This window comes from Rhodococcus sp. NBC_00297, from assembly GCF_036173065.1.
Lineage (GTDB): Bacteria > Actinomycetota > Actinomycetes > Mycobacteriales > Mycobacteriaceae > Rhodococcoides.
In genome coordinates, this window is record NZ_CP108041.1 from 4,123,219 (window position 1) to 4,143,708 (window position 20,490).

The 20,490-nt window shown below is 68.1% G+C and carries 18 protein-coding genes; 14 read left to right on the forward strand and 4 right to left on the reverse strand.

The features are described 5' to 3' along the window. Positions 1-22 precede the first annotated feature (22 nt). From OG947_RS19505 to nrdF, 6 genes are all read left to right on the forward strand, one after another. A complete protein-coding gene (locus OG947_RS19505; RefSeq protein ID WP_328812665.1) occupies positions 23-583 on the forward strand; it encodes an NAD(P)H-dependent oxidoreductase in 561 nt (186 codons plus the stop codon). A 367-nt stretch (positions 584-950) separates the two neighbouring features. Further along, entirely contained in the window at positions 951-1,193 is a 243-nt protein-coding gene (locus OG947_RS19510; protein ID WP_027507048.1) for a redoxin NrdH, read from the forward strand. A gap of 135 nt (positions 1,194-1,328) precedes the next feature. Beyond that, positions 1,329-1,766 (forward strand): class Ib ribonucleoside-diphosphate reductase assembly flavoprotein NrdI, encoded by a 438-nt coding sequence (nrdI, locus tag OG947_RS19515; RefSeq protein WP_222649252.1) that lies wholly within the window; start codon positions 1,329-1,331, stop codon positions 1,764-1,766. Between the two features lie 45 nt (positions 1,767-1,811). Beyond that, a complete protein-coding gene (gene nrdE, locus OG947_RS19520; protein ID WP_027507046.1) occupies positions 1,812-3,974 on the forward strand; it encodes a class 1b ribonucleoside-diphosphate reductase subunit alpha in 2,163 nt (720 codons plus the stop codon). 89 nt (positions 3,975-4,063) lie between these two features. After that, positions 4,064-5,104, forward strand: coding sequence for a type IV toxin-antitoxin system AbiEi family antitoxin domain-containing protein (locus OG947_RS19525; RefSeq protein WP_328812666.1), 1,041 nt, complete (start codon positions 4,064-4,066; stop codon positions 5,102-5,104). A gap of 177 nt (positions 5,105-5,281) precedes the next feature. Further along, positions 5,282-6,247 carry a class 1b ribonucleoside-diphosphate reductase subunit beta gene (gene nrdF / locus OG947_RS19530; RefSeq protein ID WP_056445506.1) on the forward strand — a complete coding sequence of 322 codons (966 nt, stop codon included), beginning with the start codon at positions 5,282-5,284 and terminating at the stop codon, positions 6,245-6,247. A 250-nt stretch (positions 6,248-6,497) separates the two neighbouring features. Here the strand turns inward: nrdF and OG947_RS19535 are convergent, their stop codons facing one another. Beyond that, a complete protein-coding gene (locus OG947_RS19535) occupies positions 6,498-6,971 on the reverse strand; it encodes an NUDIX hydrolase (RefSeq protein ID WP_027507044.1) in 474 nt (157 codons plus the stop codon). A 24-nt stretch (positions 6,972-6,995) separates the two neighbouring features. Continuing rightward, the gene (locus OG947_RS19540) at positions 6,996-8,066 is read right to left on the reverse strand and encodes an ABC transporter substrate-binding protein (RefSeq protein WP_027507043.1); all 1,071 of its coding nucleotides are present in this window, start codon (positions 8,064-8,066) and stop codon (positions 6,996-6,998) included. A 244-nt stretch (positions 8,067-8,310) separates the two neighbouring features. Here OG947_RS19540 and ctaD point away from each other — a divergent pair, with 244 nt between their 5' ends. The 3 genes from ctaD (at position 8,311) to OG947_RS19555 (ending at position 12,215) form a co-directional block, all read left to right on the forward strand. Further along, positions 8,311-10,098 carry an aa3-type cytochrome oxidase subunit I gene (gene ctaD / locus OG947_RS19545; RefSeq protein WP_027507042.1) on the forward strand — a complete coding sequence of 596 codons (1,788 nt, stop codon included), beginning with the start codon at positions 8,311-8,313 and terminating at the stop codon, positions 10,096-10,098. Between the two features lie 81 nt (positions 10,099-10,179). Beyond that, positions 10,180-11,430: a phosphoserine phosphatase SerB gene (serB, locus tag OG947_RS19550; RefSeq protein ID WP_027507041.1), complete on the forward strand. Its 1,251-nt coding sequence runs from the start codon at positions 10,180-10,182 to the stop codon at positions 11,428-11,430. Next, entirely contained in the window at positions 11,427-12,215 is a 789-nt protein-coding gene (locus tag OG947_RS19555) for a peptidyl-tRNA hydrolase (protein WP_442973073.1), read from the forward strand. The genes serB and OG947_RS19555 overlap by 4 nt, the downstream gene beginning before the upstream one ends. 1 nt (position 12,216) lies before the next feature. On the opposite strand, the gene glgX is transcribed toward OG947_RS19555, so the two are convergent. Further along, the gene (glgX, locus tag OG947_RS19560; protein WP_328812667.1) at positions 12,217-14,382 is read right to left on the reverse strand and encodes a glycogen debranching protein GlgX; all 2,166 of its coding nucleotides are present in this window, start codon (positions 14,380-14,382) and stop codon (positions 12,217-12,219) included. A gap of 43 nt (positions 14,383-14,425) precedes the next feature. Between glgX and OG947_RS19565 the strand changes: the two genes are divergently transcribed. Genes OG947_RS19565 through OG947_RS19585 form a run of 5 tightly spaced genes read left to right on the forward strand, consistent with a single transcriptional unit; the run spans position 14,426 to position 19,106 of the window. Beyond that, positions 14,426-15,262: an ABC transporter ATP-binding protein gene (locus tag OG947_RS19565; protein ID WP_027507055.1), complete on the forward strand. Its 837-nt coding sequence runs from the start codon at positions 14,426-14,428 to the stop codon at positions 15,260-15,262. Next, the gene (locus OG947_RS19570; RefSeq protein WP_222645392.1) at positions 15,259-16,077 is read left to right on the forward strand and encodes an NUDIX hydrolase; all 819 of its coding nucleotides are present in this window, start codon (positions 15,259-15,261) and stop codon (positions 16,075-16,077) included. Before OG947_RS19565 ends, OG947_RS19570 begins: the two co-directional genes overlap by 4 nt. 10 nt (positions 16,078-16,087) lie before the next feature. Continuing rightward, on the forward strand, positions 16,088-16,867 hold the full coding sequence (locus tag OG947_RS19575) for an enoyl-CoA hydratase/isomerase family protein (protein WP_056446209.1): 780 nt from the start codon (positions 16,088-16,090) through the stop codon (positions 16,865-16,867). Between the two features lie 33 nt (positions 16,868-16,900). Next, on the forward strand, positions 16,901-17,911 hold the full coding sequence (locus OG947_RS19580) for a class I SAM-dependent methyltransferase (RefSeq protein ID WP_027507036.1): 1,011 nt from the start codon (positions 16,901-16,903) through the stop codon (positions 17,909-17,911). 7 nt (positions 17,912-17,918) lie between these two features. Continuing rightward, positions 17,919-19,106 (forward strand): THUMP-like domain-containing protein, encoded by a 1,188-nt coding sequence (locus OG947_RS19585; RefSeq protein WP_328812668.1) that lies wholly within the window; start codon positions 17,919-17,921, stop codon positions 19,104-19,106. Here the strand turns inward: OG947_RS19585 and OG947_RS19590 are convergent. After that, the gene (locus OG947_RS19590; RefSeq protein ID WP_328812669.1) at positions 19,091-20,416 is read right to left on the reverse strand and encodes an outer membrane protein assembly factor BamB family protein; all 1,326 of its coding nucleotides are present in this window, start codon (positions 20,414-20,416) and stop codon (positions 19,091-19,093) included. The genes OG947_RS19585 and OG947_RS19590 overlap by 16 nt on opposite strands. Between the last annotated feature and the right edge of the window lie 74 nt (positions 20,417-20,490).

A 20,490-nucleotide genomic window follows, 5' to 3' on the forward strand; every position in this document is an offset into this window, starting at 1 on the left:
ACTTCGTCGAAAGGACCCACCCATGAGCCGCGTCATCGCACTCGTCGGCAGCCTCCGCGCCGCCTCCATCACCCGTCGTCTCGCCGAGACCGCCGCGTCCGTCGCACCCGAGGGCGTCGAGGTCGTCATTCACGAGGGCCTCGGAGACCTTCCGTTCTACAACGAGGACATCGACACCCCCGAGTCGGTCGCCTCGCTCGACACCGTGACCGCTCTGCGCGCGGCCGTCCAGCACGCCGACGCCGTGTTGCTGCTCACGCCCGAGTACAACGGCACCATCCCCGCAGTACTCAAGAACGCCATCGACTGGCTCTCCCGCCCCTACGGCAGCGGCGCCATCTCCACCAAGCCGACCGCCGTCATCAGTTCCTCGCCGAGCTCGAACGGCGCCCGGTGGGCCAAGGAGGACACGGAGAAGGCGGCGCGGATCGCCGGCGCGAGCGTGCTCGACGACGTCGATCTCGCCATCGGTGGCGTGGTGGCCGCGATCGACGGGGGCCATCCCCGTGACAACTCACAGATCGCCGCGGACATCGCCGAGGTAGTCACGGCGCTCACCCGCGCGGAGCTCGTCGACGCCTGAGGCTCGAGGCCCCGTCCGCAGCGCGGTCTCGCGACGCGCCCGAGGGGTCGCGACACGCCGGAGTTTTCCGCGTCCGACCAGGTAATTCCACCAGTGTCATTACAAAGTGTGGTGTTGCCTTGCACTGTCGGACACTAGGTGTAGTGTCTTGAACACCGAGAGGCCACAACGGCTCGAGGCCCGCATCACCCCCTTTTCGGAGGGGTGGATGCGGGTCCGGCCCGGTCTCTCGGACAGGTTGTCAGTGGTGTGCACGGCAGAGTCGGCGGGTCTCGCTTTCTCCAGTGCGATCCCACAGCAGCAGTGCAGGACAGCTCTCGGGCGAACAGCGAGCGCATCCGGACACAGGATGCGGAGAAGAGGATTCATGAGCGCCACCACCGTCACCGTCTACACCAAGCCCGCCTGCGTGCAGTGCAAGGCCACGTACCGCGCTCTCGACAAAGAGGGCATCGAGTACGACGTCATCGACATCTCGCAGGATCCCGAGGCACGTGACTACGTCATGGCGCTCGGCTACCTGCAGGCACCTGTCGTCGTCGCAGGCGAGGACCACTGGTCCGGCTTCCGTCCCGACCGCATCAAGACCCTCGTCACCGCCGCTGCCTGAAGCGCGTCCGCCGCGCCTTCCGACGAGGAGGCCGGCTCGGGTGAGTTCCCGACTCACCGCTGACGGCCGACCCACCCGGTCCGCGCCGTCGCGAATGTCGAAGAAGTGCGCAGAGTCGGCGGAGGATGGAGCATCGTGTCCGAATCGCTGGTCTACTTCTCGAGCGTCTCGGAGAACACCCACCGGTTCGTGGAGAAGCTCGAGATCCCCGCGACGCGCATCCCCGTTCGCTATCCCCGCGACGACGTGGAGATCGACCGTCCGTACGTCCTGATCCTCCCGACCTACGGCGGCGGCACCACCGCGCTGGGGCGCGACACGAGTTACGTCCCCAAGCCCGTCATCCGGTTCCTCAACAACGAGCACAACCGGTCCCTCATTCGCGCCGTCATCGCCGCGGGCAACACCAACTTCGGCGATTCGTACTGTTTCGCCGGGGACGTGGTCTCGGCAAAATGTCAGGTCCCGTTCCTCTATCGCTTCGAAGTCATGGGTACCCCGGAGGACGTGGAGCGGGTCCGCACCGGACTCGCCGAGTTCTGGGACCGGCTCGACGCGACCTGCACCATCTGATCGTCCGCACCAGTACCGCCCATCATCGATCTCAGGAGTACGCACATGGCACCGACCATCACCGACTCGTCTCCCGCCGTGTCGCGCCGTGACGACTCGGAGCTCGACTATCACGCTCTGAACGCGATGCTCAACCTGTACGGGCCGAACGGCGAGATCCAGTTCGAGAAGGACCGGGACGCCGCGCGGGCGTACTTCCTGCAGCACGTCAACCAGAACACGGTCTTCTTCCACAACCTCGACGAGAAGCTCGACTACCTCGTGGAGGAGAACTATTACGAGGCAGAGGTTCTCGACCAGTACTCGCGATCCTTCGTCAAGGGTCTGATCGAGCACGCCTACTCGAAGAAGTTCCGGTTCCCCACCTTCCTGGGTGCGTTCAAGTACTACACGTCCTACACACTCAAGACGTTCGACGGGAAGCGCTACCTGGAGCGCTTCGAGGATCGGGTGTGCATGGTCGCGCTGACGCTGGCCGCCGGCAACGAGACTCTCGCGACCGACCTGGTCGACGAGATCATCGCCGGCCGCTTCCAGCCGGCCACTCCCACGTTCCTCAACTCGGGCAAGAAGCAGCGCGGCGAGCCCGTCTCCTGCTTCCTCCTGCGCATCGAGGACAACATGGAGTCCATCGGTCGCTCCATCAACTCGGCACTGCAGCTGTCCAAGCGTGGTGGCGGAGTCGCGTTGCTGCTCAGCAACATTCGTGAATCCGGTGCGCCGATCAAGCGCATCGAGAACCAGTCGTCGGGCGTCATCCCCATCATGAAGCTGCTCGAGGACTCGTTCTCGTACGCGAACCAGCTCGGAGCGCGGCAGGGCGCCGGCGCGGTCTACCTGCACGCGCACCACCCGGACATCTACAAGTTCCTCGACACCAAGCGCGAGAACGCCGACGAGAAGATCCGCATCAAGACGCTGTCCCTCGGCATCGTCATCCCGGACATCACGTTCGAGCTGGCGAAGAAGAACGAGGACATGTACCTCTTCTCGCCGTACGACGTCGAGCGCATCTACGGCAAGCCCTTCGCCGACGTGAACGTCAGCGAGACGTACCACGAGATGGTCGATGACGCGCGCATCCGCAAGACGAAGATCAAGGCGCGCGAGTTCTTTCAGACCCTCGCCGAGCTGCAGTTCGAGTCGGGCTACCCGTACATCATGTTCGAGGACACGGTGAACCGGGCCAATCCCATCGAGGGCAAGATCACGCACTCGAACCTGTGCTCGGAGATCCTGCAGGTATCCACGCCGTCCACGTTCAACGAGGATCTCTCGTACAGCCATGTGGGCAAGGACATCTCGTGCAACCTGGGTTCGCTGAACATCGCGAAGACCATGGACTCGCCCGACTTCGCGCAGACCATCGAGGTCGCCATCCGCGGCTTGACGGCCGTGTCGGACCAGACCCACATCTACTCGGTGCCGTCCATCGAGCAGGGCAACAACACCTCGCACGCCATCGGCCTCGGCCAGATGAACCTGCACGGATACCTCGCTCGTGAGCGCATCCACTACGGCAGCGAGGAGGGTGTCGATTTCACCGACATCTACTTCTACACCGTGCTGTTCCATGCGCTGCGGGCCTCGAACCGTCTGGCGAAGGAGCGCGGCAGCTACTTCGGAGGCTTCCCGCAGTCCAAGTACGCGTCGGGCGAGTTCTTCGACAAGTACACCGAGCGCGCCTGGGAGCCCAAGACAGCGCGTGTCCGAGAGTTGTTCTCCCAGTCGGGAATCAGCATCCCGACGCAGGACGACTGGGTCGAGTTGAAGGCGTCGGTGCAGCAGCACGGCATCTACAACCAGAACCTGCAGGCCGTCCCGCCGACCGGCTCCATCTCGTACATCAACTACTCCACCAGTTCCATCCACCCGGTGGCGTCGAAGATCGAGATCCGCAAGGAAGGCAAGATCGGCCGCGTCTACTATCCGGCGCCGTACCTGACCAACGACAACCTGGAGTACTACCAGGACGCGTACGAAATCGGCTACGAGAAGATCATCGACACGTATGCGGCAGCGACGCAGCACGTCGACCAGGGCCTGTCCCTCACGCTGTTCTTCAAGGACACCGCGAGCACCCGCGACATCAACAAGGCGCAGATCTACGCGTGGCGCAAGGGAATCAAGACGCTGTACTACATCCGGCTGCGCCAGATGGCCCTCGAGGGGACCGAGGTCGAGGGTTGCGTCAGCTGCATGCTCTAGTGGGCTTCGCCCCCGTGCGCCTTGTGCGCATCTGACGATGCGCACAAGGCGCACGGACGGGTGTCGTACCGGTCGTGCACCATCCCCGCATGCGCATCCGGGGGGACGAACATGAACTGCATCGACTACTGGACGACCAGTCAGGCCTGTTCACTCAATCGCAAGTGACGGGCCTCGGGTACAGCCGAGACAGAGTTCGGCGCCACGTCGAGTCGGGCCGCTGGGCGATCGTTCTTCGGGGCGTCTACGCCATCGCAGCAGGTCCGCTCGATCGGGAACAGACTCTGCGCGCCGCCCTGCTCTACGGCGGCCCGGACTCCTTGCTCAGTCACCGGAGCGCAGCGGAGGAGTGGGGTCTGCGGCGAGTCTCATCGGGTGCACGCGCCCATGTCACGGTTCCCTACGGCCGTTCGGCGCGGTGCCAGAGTCCCACCAGGGTTCGATCCCGAGTGACGGCGACGGGACCGGTGGCCCGCGTCGGGTCAGTTCTACATCCCGGGGTCGTGGTGCATCGGTCCCGCGCTCATGCACACATCGTGCACGACGGGCCGCTACCGAGAACCCGTGCGGCCGACACGGCGATCGACCTTGCGACATCCGAATCGACTGCGCGCGAAGCGATGACGAGTCTGGTGTCCTCCGTGAGCAGTCGGATCGTGCGCCTCGACGACATCCGTGAGCGACTCGAGAAGCGTCGCCCCTACCGCTACCGTGTGGCCCTCGAACAGGCTGTGCGGTACATGTCCGACGGGGTGCAGTCCGTTCTCGAAGTCGCGTACGCACTCGAGGTCGAGCAGGCGCATGGATTTCCCGTCGGTGCACGTCAGAGCCCTGTTCGCGTCGACGGGCGGACATTGTTCGAGGATGTCGACTATTCGAACGTCGGCGTCGACCTGATCGTTCGCCTGGACGGCCGTCGGTTCCACGCGATGCCCGGCGTGGCCTTCCGCGACCGTCGACGCGACAATGCCGCGGAACTTGCCGGCCGCCCGCGTCTGGTCTTCGGGTACGACGAGGTGGTCGACGATCCCTGCGGTGTCGCACGTGAGGTGACGACCGTCCTCCGTCGTGAGGGGTGGGTAGGCGAGTGGTCGGGCTGCGCCCGTTGTGAGCCTCGTGCGCATCTCTGAACGCGCATGAGGCGCACGGGTCGGAGACACACGGTGTTGTGTTGGCCCCCGGGGCATGCCACAACGGGTAGTGTTGCCGTCAGTGACAATTCGCGGCCACGGCCGCATTTCTCGCAGTCCCCGGCGCACCGCAGGTGCAGCCGTGAAGCAGAGTCATCGATCAGCAGGTAGGTACCCATGGTGAAGCTCATCGATCGCGTCTCCGCGATCAACTGGAACCGCGTCGTCGACGACAAGGATTCCGAGGTCTGGGATCGGCTCACCAGCAACTTCTGGCTGCCCGAGAAGGTGCCGATCTCGAACGACATCCCGTCCTGGGACACGCTGACGGACCACGAGAAGCAGCTCACCATGCGCGTCTTCACGGGTCTGACGCTGCTCGACACGATTCAGGGCACCGTCGGCGCCGTGTCGCTCATCCCGGACGCCATTACTCCGCACGAGGAGGCGGTGTACACCAACATCTCGTTCATGGAGTCGGTGCACGCCAAGTCCTACTCGTCGATCTTCTCGACGCTGTGCTCCACGCGCGACATCGACGATGCGTTCCGCTGGTCGGAGGAGAACCCGAATCTGCAGCGCAAGGCGTCCATCGTCATGGACTACTACAAGGGCGACGACCCGCTGAAGCGCAAGGTCGCCTCGACCCTGCTCGAGTCGTTCCTCTTCTACTCGGGCTTCTACCTGCCGATGTACTGGTCCTCGCGGGCCAAGCTCACCAACACTGCCGACCTCGTGCGCCTGATCATCCGCGACGAGGCCGTGCACGGGTACTACATCGGCTACAAGTACCAGCGCGGACTCGAGACCCGCTCGCCCGCCGAGCGCGAGGAGCTGAAGAACTACACGTTCGATCTGCTCTTCGAGCTGTACGAGAACGAGACCGAGTACACGCAGGACCTCTACGACGAGGTCGGTCTGACCGAGGACGTCAAGAAGTTCCTGCGCTACAACGCGAACAAGGCGCTCATGAACCTCGGCTACGAAGGCCTGTTCCCGAAGGACGAGTGCGACGTCAACCCGGCCATCCTGTCGGCGCTCTCACCCAACGCCGACGAGAACCACGACTTCTTCTCGGGTTCGGGAAGCTCGTACGTCATCGGCAAGGCAGTCAACACCGAGGACGACGACTGGGACTTCTGACCCACCTCACCTCGGGGGACCGTCCGCTTTGCGGGTGGTGCCCTGAGTCATGTCTGGTGAGCACGTCTCGAGTGCGAGGTGCTCCGGAAACCGGAGCACGTGCGCCGTTGCGCCCTCCTGCAACGGTTGTAGCAATCTGCACCGGTTGTGACCGGTGAAGGTGGCCGAAATCGGTGAGGGTGTGCGGGCGCGCCCGACACTGAGCAGCGGTGCACACAGGACGCGGCAGGACGGCACGGTCCGGCGCCACCTACCGCCGGAACCAGGCCTCCGGGCCGTGGTCCAGCGCCTTCGCGATGCGGAGAGTCGAGGTGTCGGTGATGTCCGCGGGCAGCGCATCGCGCGCGAACCACTGCACGTCGAGGTTCTCGTCGTCCGCGACCCGCGCCTCGCCGGCGACGTACCGGGCGAGGAAGCAGACGTCGAGGTACTGGGTGCGGTCGCCGTTCGGGTAGACGATGGGCTCGGTGACGTCGACACTCGTCAACCGCACGAGCTCGGCCGTCACGCCCGTCTCCTCCAGGATCTCCCGGAGGGCGGCCGGTCCGGGTTCCTCGCCGGGCTCGAGGACGCCGGACACCACGGCCCAGAGCTCGTTGTCCTTGCGACGCGTCAGCAGCAGCCGATCGTCGGCGTCGAGCACGACGGCACTGACACCGGAGAGCCAGAGCGGATCGTGACCGATCTTGGCGCGCAGGGTGGTGATGAACTCGGGTATCGGCACTCCCGGAACGCTACCGCCGACGCGTCAGACGTAGCCGTTCAGCGTGTTCGACACGTCGGTGAGGACCGCGCCCGCAGCCACGAGGCCCTCGCCCGACCACACCGTGTCGTCGACGCTGAACACGCGACTGTCCGTCGCGGCGCCGAGGTCCTTCCAGGCGTCCGAGTCCATGACCTCGGTGCCGCGTTCCAGCCCCGCCTGTCCGTCGAACATGACGTAGATCAGGTCGCCCTCCGCGTCGGACAGATCGTCCTGCGGGAGTGCGCGGGTCTCGCCCAGCTGAGGCCCCGGTCGTCGCACGCCCGCCTGCGCGAGTACCTGCCCCGCGAAGCTGTCGTCGCCGAGCAGTTGTGTGCCGTCGGCGCCGAAGCGCACGAGAGACGCCTCGGTGATGCGGGAGTTCTGCTCGCGGCCCACGGTCTCGGCGCGTGCGCGGTACTGCTCCGTCGCACGGGTGGCGGCGTCACGTCGTCCCATCGCCGCGGCCGCGAGCGTGGACCGTTCGAGCCACGACGACGACGCGCGCGTGAGAACGGTCGGGGCGATGCCGTCGAGTTGCGCGGTGACGGCGGGGTCGAGGGCGTCGCCGCCGATGATGACGTCCGGAGCCAGTGCTCGGATCGCGTCGACGTCGGGGGAGCCCTCGGGTCCGACGCCGGCGATCTCGGCGATGCCGGTGCCGAGGTAGTCCGGGCGCAGCAGGCCGGACGGGGGAGCGGTGGGAGCGAGCGGCGCCGTGGGTGCGCCGACGACGCGCTCCCAGGTGCCGACGGCGCACGACGCGTCGAGTGCCGTCATGGTGAGAACCACGACACGTTGCGGATCGGCGGGCACCGTGGTCGCACGGCCGCTGCCGACGACGAGCCGGGTGTCACCTTGCTGACCGACCGAGTCGACCGGCTGCGGGAGCGCGCACAGGCCGGCGGTGTCACGTTCGATGCCGACGACGCCGGCTCCGGCCACGTTCGTGGTGGTCCGCACAATGGTGGAGGCGTCGTCACTCGAGGTGTCGCCGCAGGCAGAGAGGGCGAGCATCGCGGGAATCGTCGCGAGGGCGACGACCGATCGAGCGTGACGACGAGAGCGATCCGACATGGCCGAGACCTTACGGGCAGTCCGGAAGCCGGTCGCTCGGCGAGTGGCGGGCAGGCCGTGCTCCGGTCGTGGAGGCCTTCGGAAGAGGGCCTCCCGCGGGCCGGAAAATGCGACACCCGGGTGGAAGTACGACACTTCGTAGGACCCGTGCCGCAGTTCGTGTGTCATGGGGTTACGATCCATAGAGCGCACGAATTTCATGCGTCCACCTCGGGCACGGGGAGACGCGCTTTCAGGAGGATCAGTGACTGCCCTAGCGCCCCAGCCAGTCCCCGAGCTGACGGCTTCACGGCCGTACCCGCCCCGTATGGGGCCCAAGGGATCGTTCATCCACAAGATGGTGACGACCACCGATCCGAAGACGCTCGGGATCATGTACATGGTCACGTCGTTCGGCTTCTTCTTGTTCGGTGGCGTCCTCGCCCTGCTCATGCGTGCGGAGCTCGCCCTCCCGGGCATGCAGTTCCTGTCGAACGAGCAGTACAACCAGCTCTTCACCATGCACGGCACGATCATGTTGCTGCTGTACGCGACGCCCATCGTGTTCGCGTTCGCCAACTACATCCTCCCGCTGCAGATCGGTGCGCCCGACGTGGCGTTCCCACGTCTGAACGCGTTCAGCTACTGGCTGTACCTGTTCGGCGCACTCATCGCCTCGGCGGGCTTCATCACCCCCGGTGGCGCTGCAGACTTCGGCTGGACGGCCTACACGCCGCTCACCGACGCCGTGCACTCGCCGGGCGTGGGCGCGGACTTCTGGATCATGGGCCTCGCGCTCTCGGGCCTCGGCACCATCCTCGGTGGCGTGAACATGATCACGACGGTCATCTGCCTGCGTGCCCCGGGCATGACCATGTTCCGGATGCCCATCTTCACCTGGAACATTTTCGTGACGATGATCCTCGTGCTGCTCGCCTTCCCGCTGCTCACCGCGGCACTGCTGGGACTGGCGGCCGACCGACACCTGGGTGCGCACCTGTTCGATCCGGCCACGGGCGGTGTGTTGCTGTGGCAGCACCTGTTCTGGTTCTTCGGTCACCCCGAGGTGTACATCATCGCGCTGCCGTTCTTCGGCATCGTGTCGGAGATCTTCCCGGTCTTCTCCCGTAAGCCGCTGTTCGGTTACACGGGCCTGATCTACGCCACCATCGCCATCGCGGCGCTGTCCATCGCCGTGTGGGCCCACCACATGTACGCGACCGGTGCGGTGCTGCTGCCGTTCTTCTCCTTCATGACGTTCCTCATCGCCGTCCCGACGGGTGTGAAGTTCTTCAACTGGATCGGCACGATGTGGAAGGGCCAGCTGACGTTCGAGACGCCGATGCTGTTCTCGGTCGGCTTCCTGGTCACGTTCCTCTTCGGTGGTCTGTCCGGTGTGCTGCTCGCCAGCCCGCCCATCGACTTCCACGTCACCGACTCCTACTTCGTGGTGGCGCACTTCCACTACGTGCTGTTCGGCACGATCGTGTTCGCGACCTACGCCGGTATCTACTTCTGGTTCCCGAAGATGACGGGCCGGATGATGGACGAGGCTCTCGGCAAGTGGCACTTCTGGGCCACCTTCGTCGGCTTCCACGCCACGTTCCTGGTGCAGCACTGGCTCGGCGCCGAGGGATTCCCGCGTCGCTACGCGGACTACCTCCCGTCCGACGGCTTCACGGTGCTCAACTCGATCTCGACGGTCGGTGCCTTCGTCCTCGGCGCCTCGACGTTGCCGTTCCTCTGGAACGTCTTCAAGAGCTACCGCTACGGCGAGGTCGTCACGGTCGACGACCCGTGGGGCTACGGCAACTCCCTGGAGTGGGCGACCAGCTGCCCGCCGCCGCGCCACAACTTCGTGGAGCTCCCGCGTATCCGCTCCGAGCGCCCCGCGTTCGAGCTGCACTACCCGCACATGGTCGAACGCATGCGAGACGAAGCGCATGTGGGACCGGGCCACGGTGGAGGCAAGACCACCGAGGTGCTCGAGCAGGCACGCCGCGCGCCGATCGCGACCAGCGATCACGAAGGTTCGGGCGACCGCGACAAGTAGTCCTCTCGTTCCACGACCGTTCCAGCGACGAGCCCCTCTCCTCACGGTGAGGGGCTTTTCGTGTGACAAGGAGATACCTCGATGGTGGAGACACCACCCCCGCCGACGTCCGTGCTCGTGACGGTCACCGGCGGTGACAAGCCCGGTGTCACATCCGTGCTCTTCGCCTCGCTGGCGCGACACGACGTCAGCGTCGTGGACGTGGAGCAGGTGGTCATTCGCGGTCGCCTGACGCTCGGTGTCCTGGGCAGTTGCCCCGGGGACGTCGAGAGTTTGCAGGAGCACCTCGAGGAGGCCATGGGCACGGTGGGTGTCCACGTCGACGTCGAGGTCGGGGGAGCGCACGGTCGTTCGCCCCTCTCCACCCACGTCGTCGTCGTGTTGGGACGGCCCGTCACCGCGCGAGCCATCAGCGTGCTGTCGAGCGAACTCGCGCGACAGGGCGCCAACATCGACTCGATCCGCGGTATCGCCGACTACCCGGTGACGGGACTCGAGCTGTTGGTCTCGGCCCGTCCGCAGGAGGAGGGCGGGCTGTCGAGCGACGAGGCCGACGAGGCGTTGCGGTCGGCGCTCGCGACCGTGGCTGCCGGAGTCGGTATCGACGTCGCCGTCGAACGGTCCGGACTGGCTCGTCGAGCGAAGCGCCTCATCGTGTTCGACGTCGACTCGACGCTGGTGCAGGGCGAGGTCATCGAGATGCTCGCGGCGCGGGCCGGAGTCGAGGACGAGGTCCGAGCCGTCACCGAGGCGGCCATGCGAGGCGAGATCGACTTCGCGGAGTCACTGCACCGTCGAGTCGCGACCCTCGCCGGGTTGGACGCATCGGTCATCGACGACGTCGCCGAGGATCTCGAGCTCACGCCGGGCGCGCGCACCACCATTCGGACGTTGCGACGACTCGGCTATCACTGCGGCGTGGTGTCGGGCGGTTTCCGGCAGGTGATCGAGGGCTTGGCGCACGAGCTCGAACTGGACTTCGTGAAGGCGAACACCCTGGAGATCGTCGACGGCAAGCTCACCGGCCGCGTGATCGGCGATGTCGTCGATCGCGCGGCGAAGGCGGTGGCGCTGCGCCAGTTCGCCTCACAGGTCGGTGTGCCGATGGAGCAGACGGTGGCGGTCGGCGACGGTGCCAACGACATCGACATGCTCACCGCGGCGGGTCTCGGCATCGCCTTCAACGCGAAGCCGGCGCTGCGCGAGGTCGCGGACGCGGCGCTGTCCTATCCGTTCCTCGACGCGCTGCTCTTCGTCCTCGGTGTCACCCGCAGTGAGATCGAGGCCGCCGACTCCCTCGACGGCGGGGTTCGCCGCATCCCCATCCCGTGATCGACGAGGGTCCCCTGGAGGACGTCCGGCCGTCCACCCTCGAGGAGCGCCACGCGGTGCTGGTGGCCGGGACGAGTGCGGCCGGTTCCTACGGCTCGCGAGTCGATCCGCCCGATCCTGCCGACGTGCGCGCGATGCCGCTGGTGCTCCACATCCCCAAGGTCGATCCGCCGGCCCGGTCCGACCTGCTGGCCGCGGCGGCGTCCGCGACGCTGCAGGTGTGCCTGGACGAGCGCATCGCCCCGGGCGGTCCCTGGCACGAGGAGTACACGGCGTGGCTGGGTGCGCGGATCCGCAAGGTGTCCCGTCGCGCGCGGGGCGCGCAGTGGACGGCGGCGCAGGAGGTGGACGGCGTGACCGTCGACGCGGGCGGGGCGTCGGCTCGGGCCTACGTGCCGTGCCGTGTGGGTGATCTGGACCCGAGGCTGCGCAAGCTCCAGGTGGGAGGCACCGACCTGCCGGCCGACGACCCGGGACCGCACGCCGAGGGTGCCGTGCGGCTCTGGGTGGACGCGGAGCTCGAGATGACCGTCGGCAAGACCGCCGCCCAGGTGGGACACGCCGTGATGCTCGCTGCCGGTGCCATGACGGTCGAGGACGTCCGGGCGTGGCAGGACGCGCAGTGGGCCGTCAGCGTCCGTGATGCCGATGCCGAGACCTGGTCTCGCCTCGTGGCCGAGTGCGAGCGCGGCACCGCCGTCGGCGTGCGGGACGCGGGCTACACGGAGGTCGCCCCCGGGTCGATGACCGTGATCGCCGAGCTGGACGTCCCGCGCACCGCCTGAGTCAGGACGGGATCGTCGAGATGTAGACGAGCACGATCGGACCGGCCACTCGGACGGTGCTTCCCGCGGAGACGGGCGACGCGTCCACCGGTCGACCGTCGGGTGTCGCGGAGTCGAAGACGGGAACGTAACCGGGAGCCTCGTTCGGCCCGTGTCGACGGTGATCGGGGAGGACGATGTTCGCATCGCCTCCCGAGTGCACTACCAGCAGAGCCGAATCGAAGGTCTCCGCCTCGACCCCTGCGTGTCGGAGCGCGGGGATGCGCACGTCGGATCCGTCGACCCAGGCCTGCAGGGTCCGGGCGTGATCGTCGTTCCACCGATCGCCGACGATCTCGGCCCCGTCGTGGTCGAACCACATGAGATCCGGTTCGCCGCTGGGTGTGTCACGACCGGCGAAGAACTCCTGTTGGCGCAGAACGGGTGCCGATCGACGCAGCCGCAGTGCTCGTCCCAGAGTCGCCGTCAGGGCGTCGTCCCGTCTCGACCAGTCGATCGCGTGCGCATCCGCGGCCGATGTTCCCTGCGGCACGCAGTAGGCATTGTTGTTGCCGTGCTGCGTGTGTCCCAGTTCGTCGCCGGCCAGGAACATGGGTGTCCCGGTGGACAGGGCCAGGGTCGACAGCAGCGCACGCACGTGTCGATCGCGCGCCGCGAGCACGGCGGGGTCCTCGGTCTCGCCCTCGACGCCGTGATTCACCGAGAGGTTGTTGTCGGTGCCGTCACGGTTGGACTCGCCGTTGGCCTCGTTGTGCTTGGCGGTGTAGGACACCAGGTCTCGCGCGGTGAAGCCGTCGTGAGCGGTGACGAAGTTGACGGACGCCCACGGCCTGCGTCCGGTCGGCGCGAACAGATCCTCGGATCCCGCGAGGCGTGACGCCAGCTCACGCACACCGCCGTGCCCGGCGAAGAAGCGGCGCAGCGTGTCTCGGTAGCGGTCGTTCCACTCGCTCCACACGCCGCCGAACCCGCCGACCTGGTACCCGGGCCCGGTCGCGTCCCACGGCTCGGCGATCAGCTTCGCGCGGCACAGGATCGGGTCGGCCGCGATGGCGCTCAACATCGGGGCGTGCGGATCGAAGCGCCATCCGCCCGGCCTGCCCAGAGTGCTGGCGAGATCGAAGCGGAAGCCGTCGACCCCCAGTTCGGTGACCCAGTACCGCAACGAGTCGCAGACCATCCGGACGACGGCCGGGGACGCGGCGTCGACGGTGTTGCCGCATCCCGTCAGATCGATGTCGTGACCGCGGGCGTCCAGCAGGTAGTACCCGCGCGCGTCCAGGCCGCGCCACGAGAGGGAGGGGCCGTCGACACCGCCCTCGCAGGTGTGGTTGTAGACGACGTCGAGGATCACCTCGATACCCGCCTCGTGCAGCGTGTCCACCATCGTGCGGAACTCGGTGACCTCGGCGCCGGGGACCGAGGCGTAGGACGGTTCGACGGCGAAGTACGAGCCGGTGCTGTAGCCCCAGTGGTTGCGCATCCCTCGGGCGCGCACACCGGGTTCGGTGAGGCACGCGTGCACCGGAAGCAGTTCCACCGCCGTCACACCCAGCGTACGAAGGTGCTCGAGCACCGCAGGGTGAACGAGTCCGAGGTAGGTGCCGCGCAGATTCTCGGGGACGTCCGGATGGGCGCCGGTGAACGACCCGACGTGCACCTCGTACACGACGGTGCGGTCCCAGTCGGTCTCGAGTCGCGGTGCGTCCGAGGCCGGCAGGGGAGCGGTGACCACCGCGAGGGGAGCGTGTCCCAGCGAGTCGACCGTCGACTGCGGTCCGAACGGGTCGTCGCGATACGGCAGGAGGGCTCGCGCGTCGCCGAGGCTGCCGACGATGCGCCGTGCGTAGGGGTCGAGAAGGATCTTGTGCGGATCGAACCGGTGACCGGCCTCGGGATTCCACGGTCCGGAGACGCGGTAGCCGTAGACGGATCCGACGCCGGCCTCGGCGACCACGCCGTGCCAGATGCCGTACGTGCGCTGGGTGAGGAGGTGACGCGACTCCCGTGAGTCGGGGCCCGACCCGTCCACCAGACACACCTCGACGGCGTGCGCGTCGGGTGCGTGCACGGCGAAGCAGACGCCGCCCTCCACGGGGTGGGCGCCCAGCGGGAAGGGCCTGCCCGACGCGGCGGCGGACTTCGGTGAGTTCTGTTCGTGCGACACGCGTGCTGATCCTGCCGTGGATGCACCCCGCGCGTGCGGGAAGATGGAAGGCGTGTCCTCTCCTGACCCAGACCTGCTCGTCGAACTCGCCGATGTCTCCGTCGTCCGCGGAGGGACGACCCTCGTCGGCCCCGTCTCCTGGAACGTGGAGCTGGACGAGCGGTGGGTGGTCCTCGGACCGAACGGTGCGGGCAAGACCACGCTGCTGCGCGTCGCCGCGGCGGAGATCTACCCGACCTCCGGCACCGCGCACGTGCTCGGCGAGACGCTCGGGCACGTCGACATCTCGGAACTCAAGCCGCGCATCGGCCTGTCGTCCTCTGCTCTCGCCGGACGCATCCCGTCCGACGAGGTGGTGGCCGATCTGGTCGTGTCGGCGGGGTACGCGGTGCTCGGTCGCTGGCGTGAGAAGTACGACGAGGTGGACGACGAGCGTGCGGTCGACATGCTCGAGACGGCCGGTATCGAGCATCTCGCTCGCCGTACCTTCGGGACGCTGTCCGAGGGCGAACGCAAGCGTGTCCTGATCGCCCGCGCTCTGATGACGGACCCCGAGTTGCTGCTGCTCGACGAGCCGGCCGCGGGTCTCGACCTCGGAGGCCGCGAGGATCTCGTCGCCATCCTCACCGACCTCGCACTCGACCCCGACGCCCCCGCGACGGTGCTGATCACGCACCACGTGGAGGAGATCCCACCGGGCTTCACCCACGCGATGCTGCTCAAGGAGGGCGGAGTCGTGGCGCAGGGTCTCATCGACGACGTCATCACGGAGGAGAACCTGTCCACCGCGTTCAGTCAGGCCATCGCCCTCGAGCGCACCGACGGGCGCTTCTTCGCGCGGCGCAAGCGGTCGCGGTCGTCCCATCGGCGAGCGCGGTGACCGAACCGGTCGCGCTGCGGGACGCCTCCACCGTCATCCTGCTGCGCGATGCGCCGGCAGGGCTCGAGGTCTTCCTGCAGCGGCGAGTCGGACGGATGGCGTTCGCCGCCGGCATGACGGTCTTCCCGGGCGGCGGTGTGGATCCGACCGATCGCACGCCCGCGGACGGGGAGGACCGGTGGGCCGGCCCGTCACCCGCGTGGTGGGCGGCACGGTTCGGCACCGACGACGACGCCGCGGCGCGGGCCCTGGTGCTCGCCGCGGTGCGCGAGACCTTCGAGGAGTGCGGTGTCCTGTTCGCCGGGCCCGACGCGCACACCGTCGTCGCGGACACGTCCGATCACGCCGACCGGCGTCGTGCCGTCGAGAAGCATGAGATCTCTTTCGGTGAGTTCCTGGCCGAGACCCGACTGGTGGTGCGCTCCGATCTGCTGCGCCCGCACGCCCGTTGGATCACGCCCGAGGGCGAGACGACCCGTCGGTACGACACCCGCTTCTTCGTCGCGGCGCTCCCGTCCGGGCAACGTCCCGACGGCGAGACGTCCGAGGCCGTCGACGCCGCGTGGGTGCGGCCCGCGGATGCCCTCGACGAGTTCCGTCGCGGCGACCGCATGCTGATGCCGCCCACCTGGGCGTGCCTGCGGCATCTCGCCGGTCACGGGTCGGTGGCCGAGGCCATGGCCGCAGAGGCCGATCTGGCGCCGGTGCAGCCCGTCATCAGCGGATCGGGTGGATCCGTGCGGGTGAACTTCGACGGCGCCGACGAGTATCGCGCCGACCTCCCCCCACGCACCGAGCGGACGTCGAACAGCTAGCGTGCTGGCCATGGCTGAATTCGTGACTCTCGACGTGACCGACGGCATCGGCACCATCCGGCTCTCCCGGCCGCCGATGAACGCTCTGAACCGCCAGGTGCAGGGTGAGCTCCTCGAGGTGTCGCGGGCCGCCGCCGAGGATCCGGACGTCAAGGCGGTCATCGTGTACGGCGGTGAGAAGGTGTTCGCCGCCGGCGCGGACATCAAGGAGATGGCGGAGATGTCCGCGGGTCAGATGACCGACGCGATCGGCGCTCTGCAGGCCGGTCTCGGAGCGATCGCGTCCATCCCGAAGCCCACCGTCGCCGCCATCACCGGATACGCCCTCGGCGGCGGTCTGGAGGTCGCCCTCGGTGCCGATCGCCGCATTGCGGGCGACAACGCGAAGCTCGGCGTCCCCGAGGTGCTGCTCGGCGTCATTCCCGGCGGTGGCGGCACCCAGCGACTCGCCCGGCTGATCGGCCCGAGCCGCGCGAAGGACATGGTGTTCACCGGCCGTTTCGTCGGGGCCGAGGAGGCGCTCGCCGTCGGCCTCGTGGACGAGGTGGTGGCCCCCGATGCCGTGTACGAGGCGGCGCGCACGTGGGCCGGTCAGTTCGTCCGCGGTGCCTCGCGCGCCCTCGCCGCAGCCAAGGCGGCCATCGACGAGGGTCTGGACACCGACCTCGCGACGGGCCTGAAGATCGAGGCGCACGTCTTCGCCTCGCTGTTCGGTACCGAGGACCGCGCGATCGGCATGGCGTCGTTCCTCGAGAACGGCCCGGGCAAGGCCGACTTCACCGGCAACTAGCCTCCCGCACTCGTTCAGATAGGGTTCCCTTCCATGACCGCTCGTGAACCGCACACCGACACCGCCGCCTCGACCGCACCGTCGGATCCGGCGCCGCGCCCGCACGCGAGTGCCGAGGAAGTGCAGGCCGCACGGTCGGACACCAAGCTGGCCCAGGTGCTCTACCACGACTGGGAAGCGGAGACCTACGACGACAAGTGGTCGATCTCCTACGACCAGCGCTGCATCGACTACGCCCGCGGCCGTTTCGACGCGGTGGCCGGATCCGAGGCCCTGCCGTACGGTCGCGCGCTGGAACTGGGCTGCGGTACCGGCTTCTTCCTGCTCAACCTCATGCAGAGCGGCGTCGCCGCGACCGGGTCCGTCACGGACCTGTCGCCGGGCATGGTCAAGGTCGCGCTGCGCAACGCCGAGAACCTGGGCCTCGACGTGGACGGCCGCGTCGCCGATGCCGAGACCATCCCGTACGAGGACGACACGTTCGATCTCGTCGTCGGTCACGCGGTGCTGCACCACATCCCGGACGTGGAGCAGTCTCTGCGCGAGGTGCTGCGCGTGCTCAAGCCCGGCGGCCGGTTCGTGTTCGCGGGCGAGCCGACGACGGTGGGCAACTTCTACGCGCGGTGGCTGGGGCGTCTCACGTGGGAGGCCACGACCCGCACGACGCGGTTGCCGTTCCTCGCGGACTGGCGTCGCCCGCAGCAGGAGCTGGACGAGTCGTCCCGTGCCGCGGCACTCGAGGCCGTCGTCGATCTGCACACCTTCGACCCGACGGAGCTCGAGAACATCGCCGTCGCCGCCGGTGCGGACGACGTGCAGGCCAAGACCGAGGAGTTCGCCGCAGCGCTGCTGGGCTGGCCGGTCCGCACCTTCGAGGCGGCGGTGCCGGCGGAGAAGCTGGGTTGGGGCTGGGCGAGGTTCGCGTTCAACGGCTGGAAGTCGCTGTCCTGGCTCGACGAGAACGTGCTGCACCACGTCGTGCCCCGTGGCTACTTCTACAACGTGATGATCACAGGCACGAAGCCGGACACCGGCGCGCTCTGACGCGTCGGTGGGATACTCGTTCGACCTCGACGACGTCGAGTACCTGGCCGGGGCGTCCGACGCGCTGGCCGCGGTCGGTGACCGTGCGCTGACGCCCGCCACGCTGGTCTCGGACATCGGCCGGATCCGCAGCGCCTTCGGTGACCGCGCCGCCGCGCTGATCGAGACGGTCACCCTGCGTCGCAAGGCCGCGACCAAGCTGCCGTTCGCCGGAACGTGGTTGGTCACCGACGACGCGGTGCAGCAGGCCACCACCGAACAGGTGTCCCGGCACCGGGCCGAGCGGCTGCGCGGACGTCGCATCCACGACGTCACCTGCTCGATCGGCACCGAACTGCACACCCTGCACTCGGTCGCGGACATCGTGGTGGGCAGCGATCTCGATCCGGTGCGGTTGGCCATGGCACGACACAACGTTCCCGACGTGGCCGTGCTGCGTGCCGACGCGGTGGTCCCCACCACGCGCGGCACCGTCGTCGTCGCCGACCCCGGCCGCCGCGCCGGCGGCCGCCGCCGTCACGACCCCGCAGCCCTCGAACCCCCGCTTCCGGACCTCCTCGACGCCTATGCCGGCCGCGACCTGGTGGTCAAGTGCGCACCGGGTCTCGACGTCGACCGTCTCGACCTCGCGAGCCGACACACGCGGGCCGAGGTCGAACTCGTCTCCCTCGACGGCGCCGTCCGCGAGGCGTGCCTCTGGCTGGGGGAGGTGGCGGACCCCGCTGTGCGTCGCCGTGCGACGGTGCTCCGGTCGGACGGTTCCGCGTGGGAGGTGACGGACGCCGACTCGGACGCCATCGACGACGATCGCGCCCCGGGCAGGTACATCGTCGATCCCGACGGCGCCGTCGTGCGGGCCGGTCTCGTGCGCCACTACGCCGCGAGACATGAATTGTGGCAACTGGATCCACGCATCGCGCACCTCACGGGAGACGCGATACCGGAGGGGACGACGGGCTTCGAGATCCTCGACAGGTTGCCCTTCACCGAGAAGGTGTTGCGCAAGCGGCTCGCGGAGCTGGGATGCGGGTCGCTCGAGATTCTCGTCCGCGGCATCGACGTCGATCCTGCGTTGCTGCGCCCCCGGCTCGATCTCCGGGGCACCGTGCCGCTGGGGCTCGTGATCACCCGGATCGGGCGCTCGGGGGTGGCCTTCGTGTGCGGGCCGCGCACCGGGCCTCAGCGGAACGAGTAGAGGGATCCCAGCGCGGTCGGGACGACCACCTCGCCGTCCGAGCCGACGACGACTCCGGGGCTGTAGCCCTCGGCGCCGGGGAGCGCGTCGGTGTCGACCGTCTCGCCGGTGGCCGTGTCGAAGGTGACGAGTGCGAGCCCGTCACCGTCGCCGACCACCGTGTAGCCCGTGGTGCCACCCGCCAGTGCGGAGGAACCCTGTGTCACGAGATCTGGCCGCTCCCACAGCGTCTCGGGTCGCTCGCCCGCATCGCGGATCGCCCGCAGATGCGACCCCGCGCCGCCCGCGGGGACGATGGTGCCGTCCGCAGCGACGGACACGCTTCCTGCCGCGCGGTCACCGACGAAGTAGGACCAGATCTCGGAGCCGTCCTCGGTGGAGTACGCACGCACGGTGCCCTCGACGTCCGTGAGGTACACACGGTCACCGTCGGGTGACACCACGGGGCTCGATGTCACGGCGGAGGGAAGCAGGGGCGACGACCACGCCTCGGTGAGGCCGGGGGAGTCGCCGCCGGTGTAGGACAGCGCCACGAGCTGGGGAGCGATGGCGCCGGCGCGCCACAGGACGAGGTAGACGGTCGAGGACTCCAGATCGACGGCCGGTGCCGCCGCGACGGCGCAGTCCGGCCCACCGCCCAGGCAGGCCAGCAGACCGTCGTCCGCGGGCCGCAGCGTGGTGTTCGGCGCGTCCAGGGGCGTGGGATTGGGGTTCAGGTCCAGTACGGGTGCGACCGCGTTCCCGGTCTGGTTGCTCAGCACGTTGATCTGACCGAACTGGGTGACCACCAGGACGTTGCCGTCGGGCAGGAACTGCGGGGTGCGCGGTACCCCGTAGACCGGTGTGCGCCAGCGCAGTTGACCGTTCTGGTTGATCGAGCTCATGCTGCCGTCGTCACCGGCGTAGAGGTTGGACGCCGAGTCGGCGACCGCGGTCGACGAGACGCCGGAGGGTCCGAGCGAGTTGCAGAACCGCTTGCGTCCGGTCTCGCCCTGGAACGATCCGAGCGCGCAGCCGGCGTCTCCGGTCATCGTCACCGTGATCTGACCGTTGGGCGCGACGGAGGGACGTGTGGACGTGGGAGCGCCGAGAGGGCGGGTCCAGTCGAGAGCGAGGGAGCGACTGCCCTCGGTGGTCACCGAGGCGGAGTTGTGGGCGTCGGCGAGACCGCCGCGCCAGCCCTCGTCGCCCAGGATGTCGATGGGCCCGGAGTCACTGCCACAGGCCCCGAGGGCGAGGGCGCCGACCGCGAGGAGAGCGGCACCGGCTCGACGAGTGCGCACCGAGGTACGCGGGTTCTCGTCGTGCATGCACTCTCCTGATGTCGGGTGATCGGCTCGCACGAGACTAACGGCTGAAACGATGCGTCACGGTTCCGACCCCC

What these genes read in the sequence shown, in the direction of transcription:
- nrdE (WP_027507046.1), top strand. Translation starts at nt 1,812, where the DNA reads ATGGCACCGACCATCACCGACTCGTCTCCCGCCGTGTCGCGCCGTGAC.
- OG947_RS19565 (WP_027507055.1), top strand. Translation starts at nt 14,426, where the DNA reads ATGGAAGGCGTGTCCTCTCCTGACCCAGACCTGCTCGTCGAACTCGCC.
- OG947_RS19580 (WP_027507036.1), top strand. Translation starts at nt 16,901, where the DNA reads ATGACCGCTCGTGAACCGCACACCGACACCGCCGCCTCGACCGCACCG.
- OG947_RS19590 (WP_328812669.1), bottom strand. Translation starts at nt 20,416, where the DNA reads ATGCACGACGAGAACCCGCGTACCTCGGTGCGCACTCGTCGAGCCGGT.
- OG947_RS19575 (WP_056446209.1), top strand. Translation starts at nt 16,088, where the DNA reads ATGGCTGAATTCGTGACTCTCGACGTGACCGACGGCATCGGCACCATC.
- OG947_RS19525 (WP_328812666.1), top strand. Translation starts at nt 4,064, where the DNA reads ATGCGCATCCGGGGGGACGAACATGAACTGCATCGACTACTGGACGAC.
- OG947_RS19510 (WP_027507048.1), top strand. Translation starts at nt 951, where the DNA reads ATGAGCGCCACCACCGTCACCGTCTACACCAAGCCCGCCTGCGTGCAG.
- OG947_RS19505 (WP_328812665.1), top strand. Translation starts at nt 23, where the DNA reads ATGAGCCGCGTCATCGCACTCGTCGGCAGCCTCCGCGCCGCCTCCATC.
- nrdF (WP_056445506.1), top strand. Translation starts at nt 5,282, where the DNA reads ATGGTGAAGCTCATCGATCGCGTCTCCGCGATCAACTGGAACCGCGTC.
- serB (WP_027507041.1), top strand. Translation starts at nt 10,180, where the DNA reads ATGGTGGAGACACCACCCCCGCCGACGTCCGTGCTCGTGACGGTCACC.
- OG947_RS19540 (WP_027507043.1), bottom strand. Translation starts at nt 8,066, where the DNA reads ATGTCGGATCGCTCTCGTCGTCACGCTCGATCGGTCGTCGCCCTCGCG.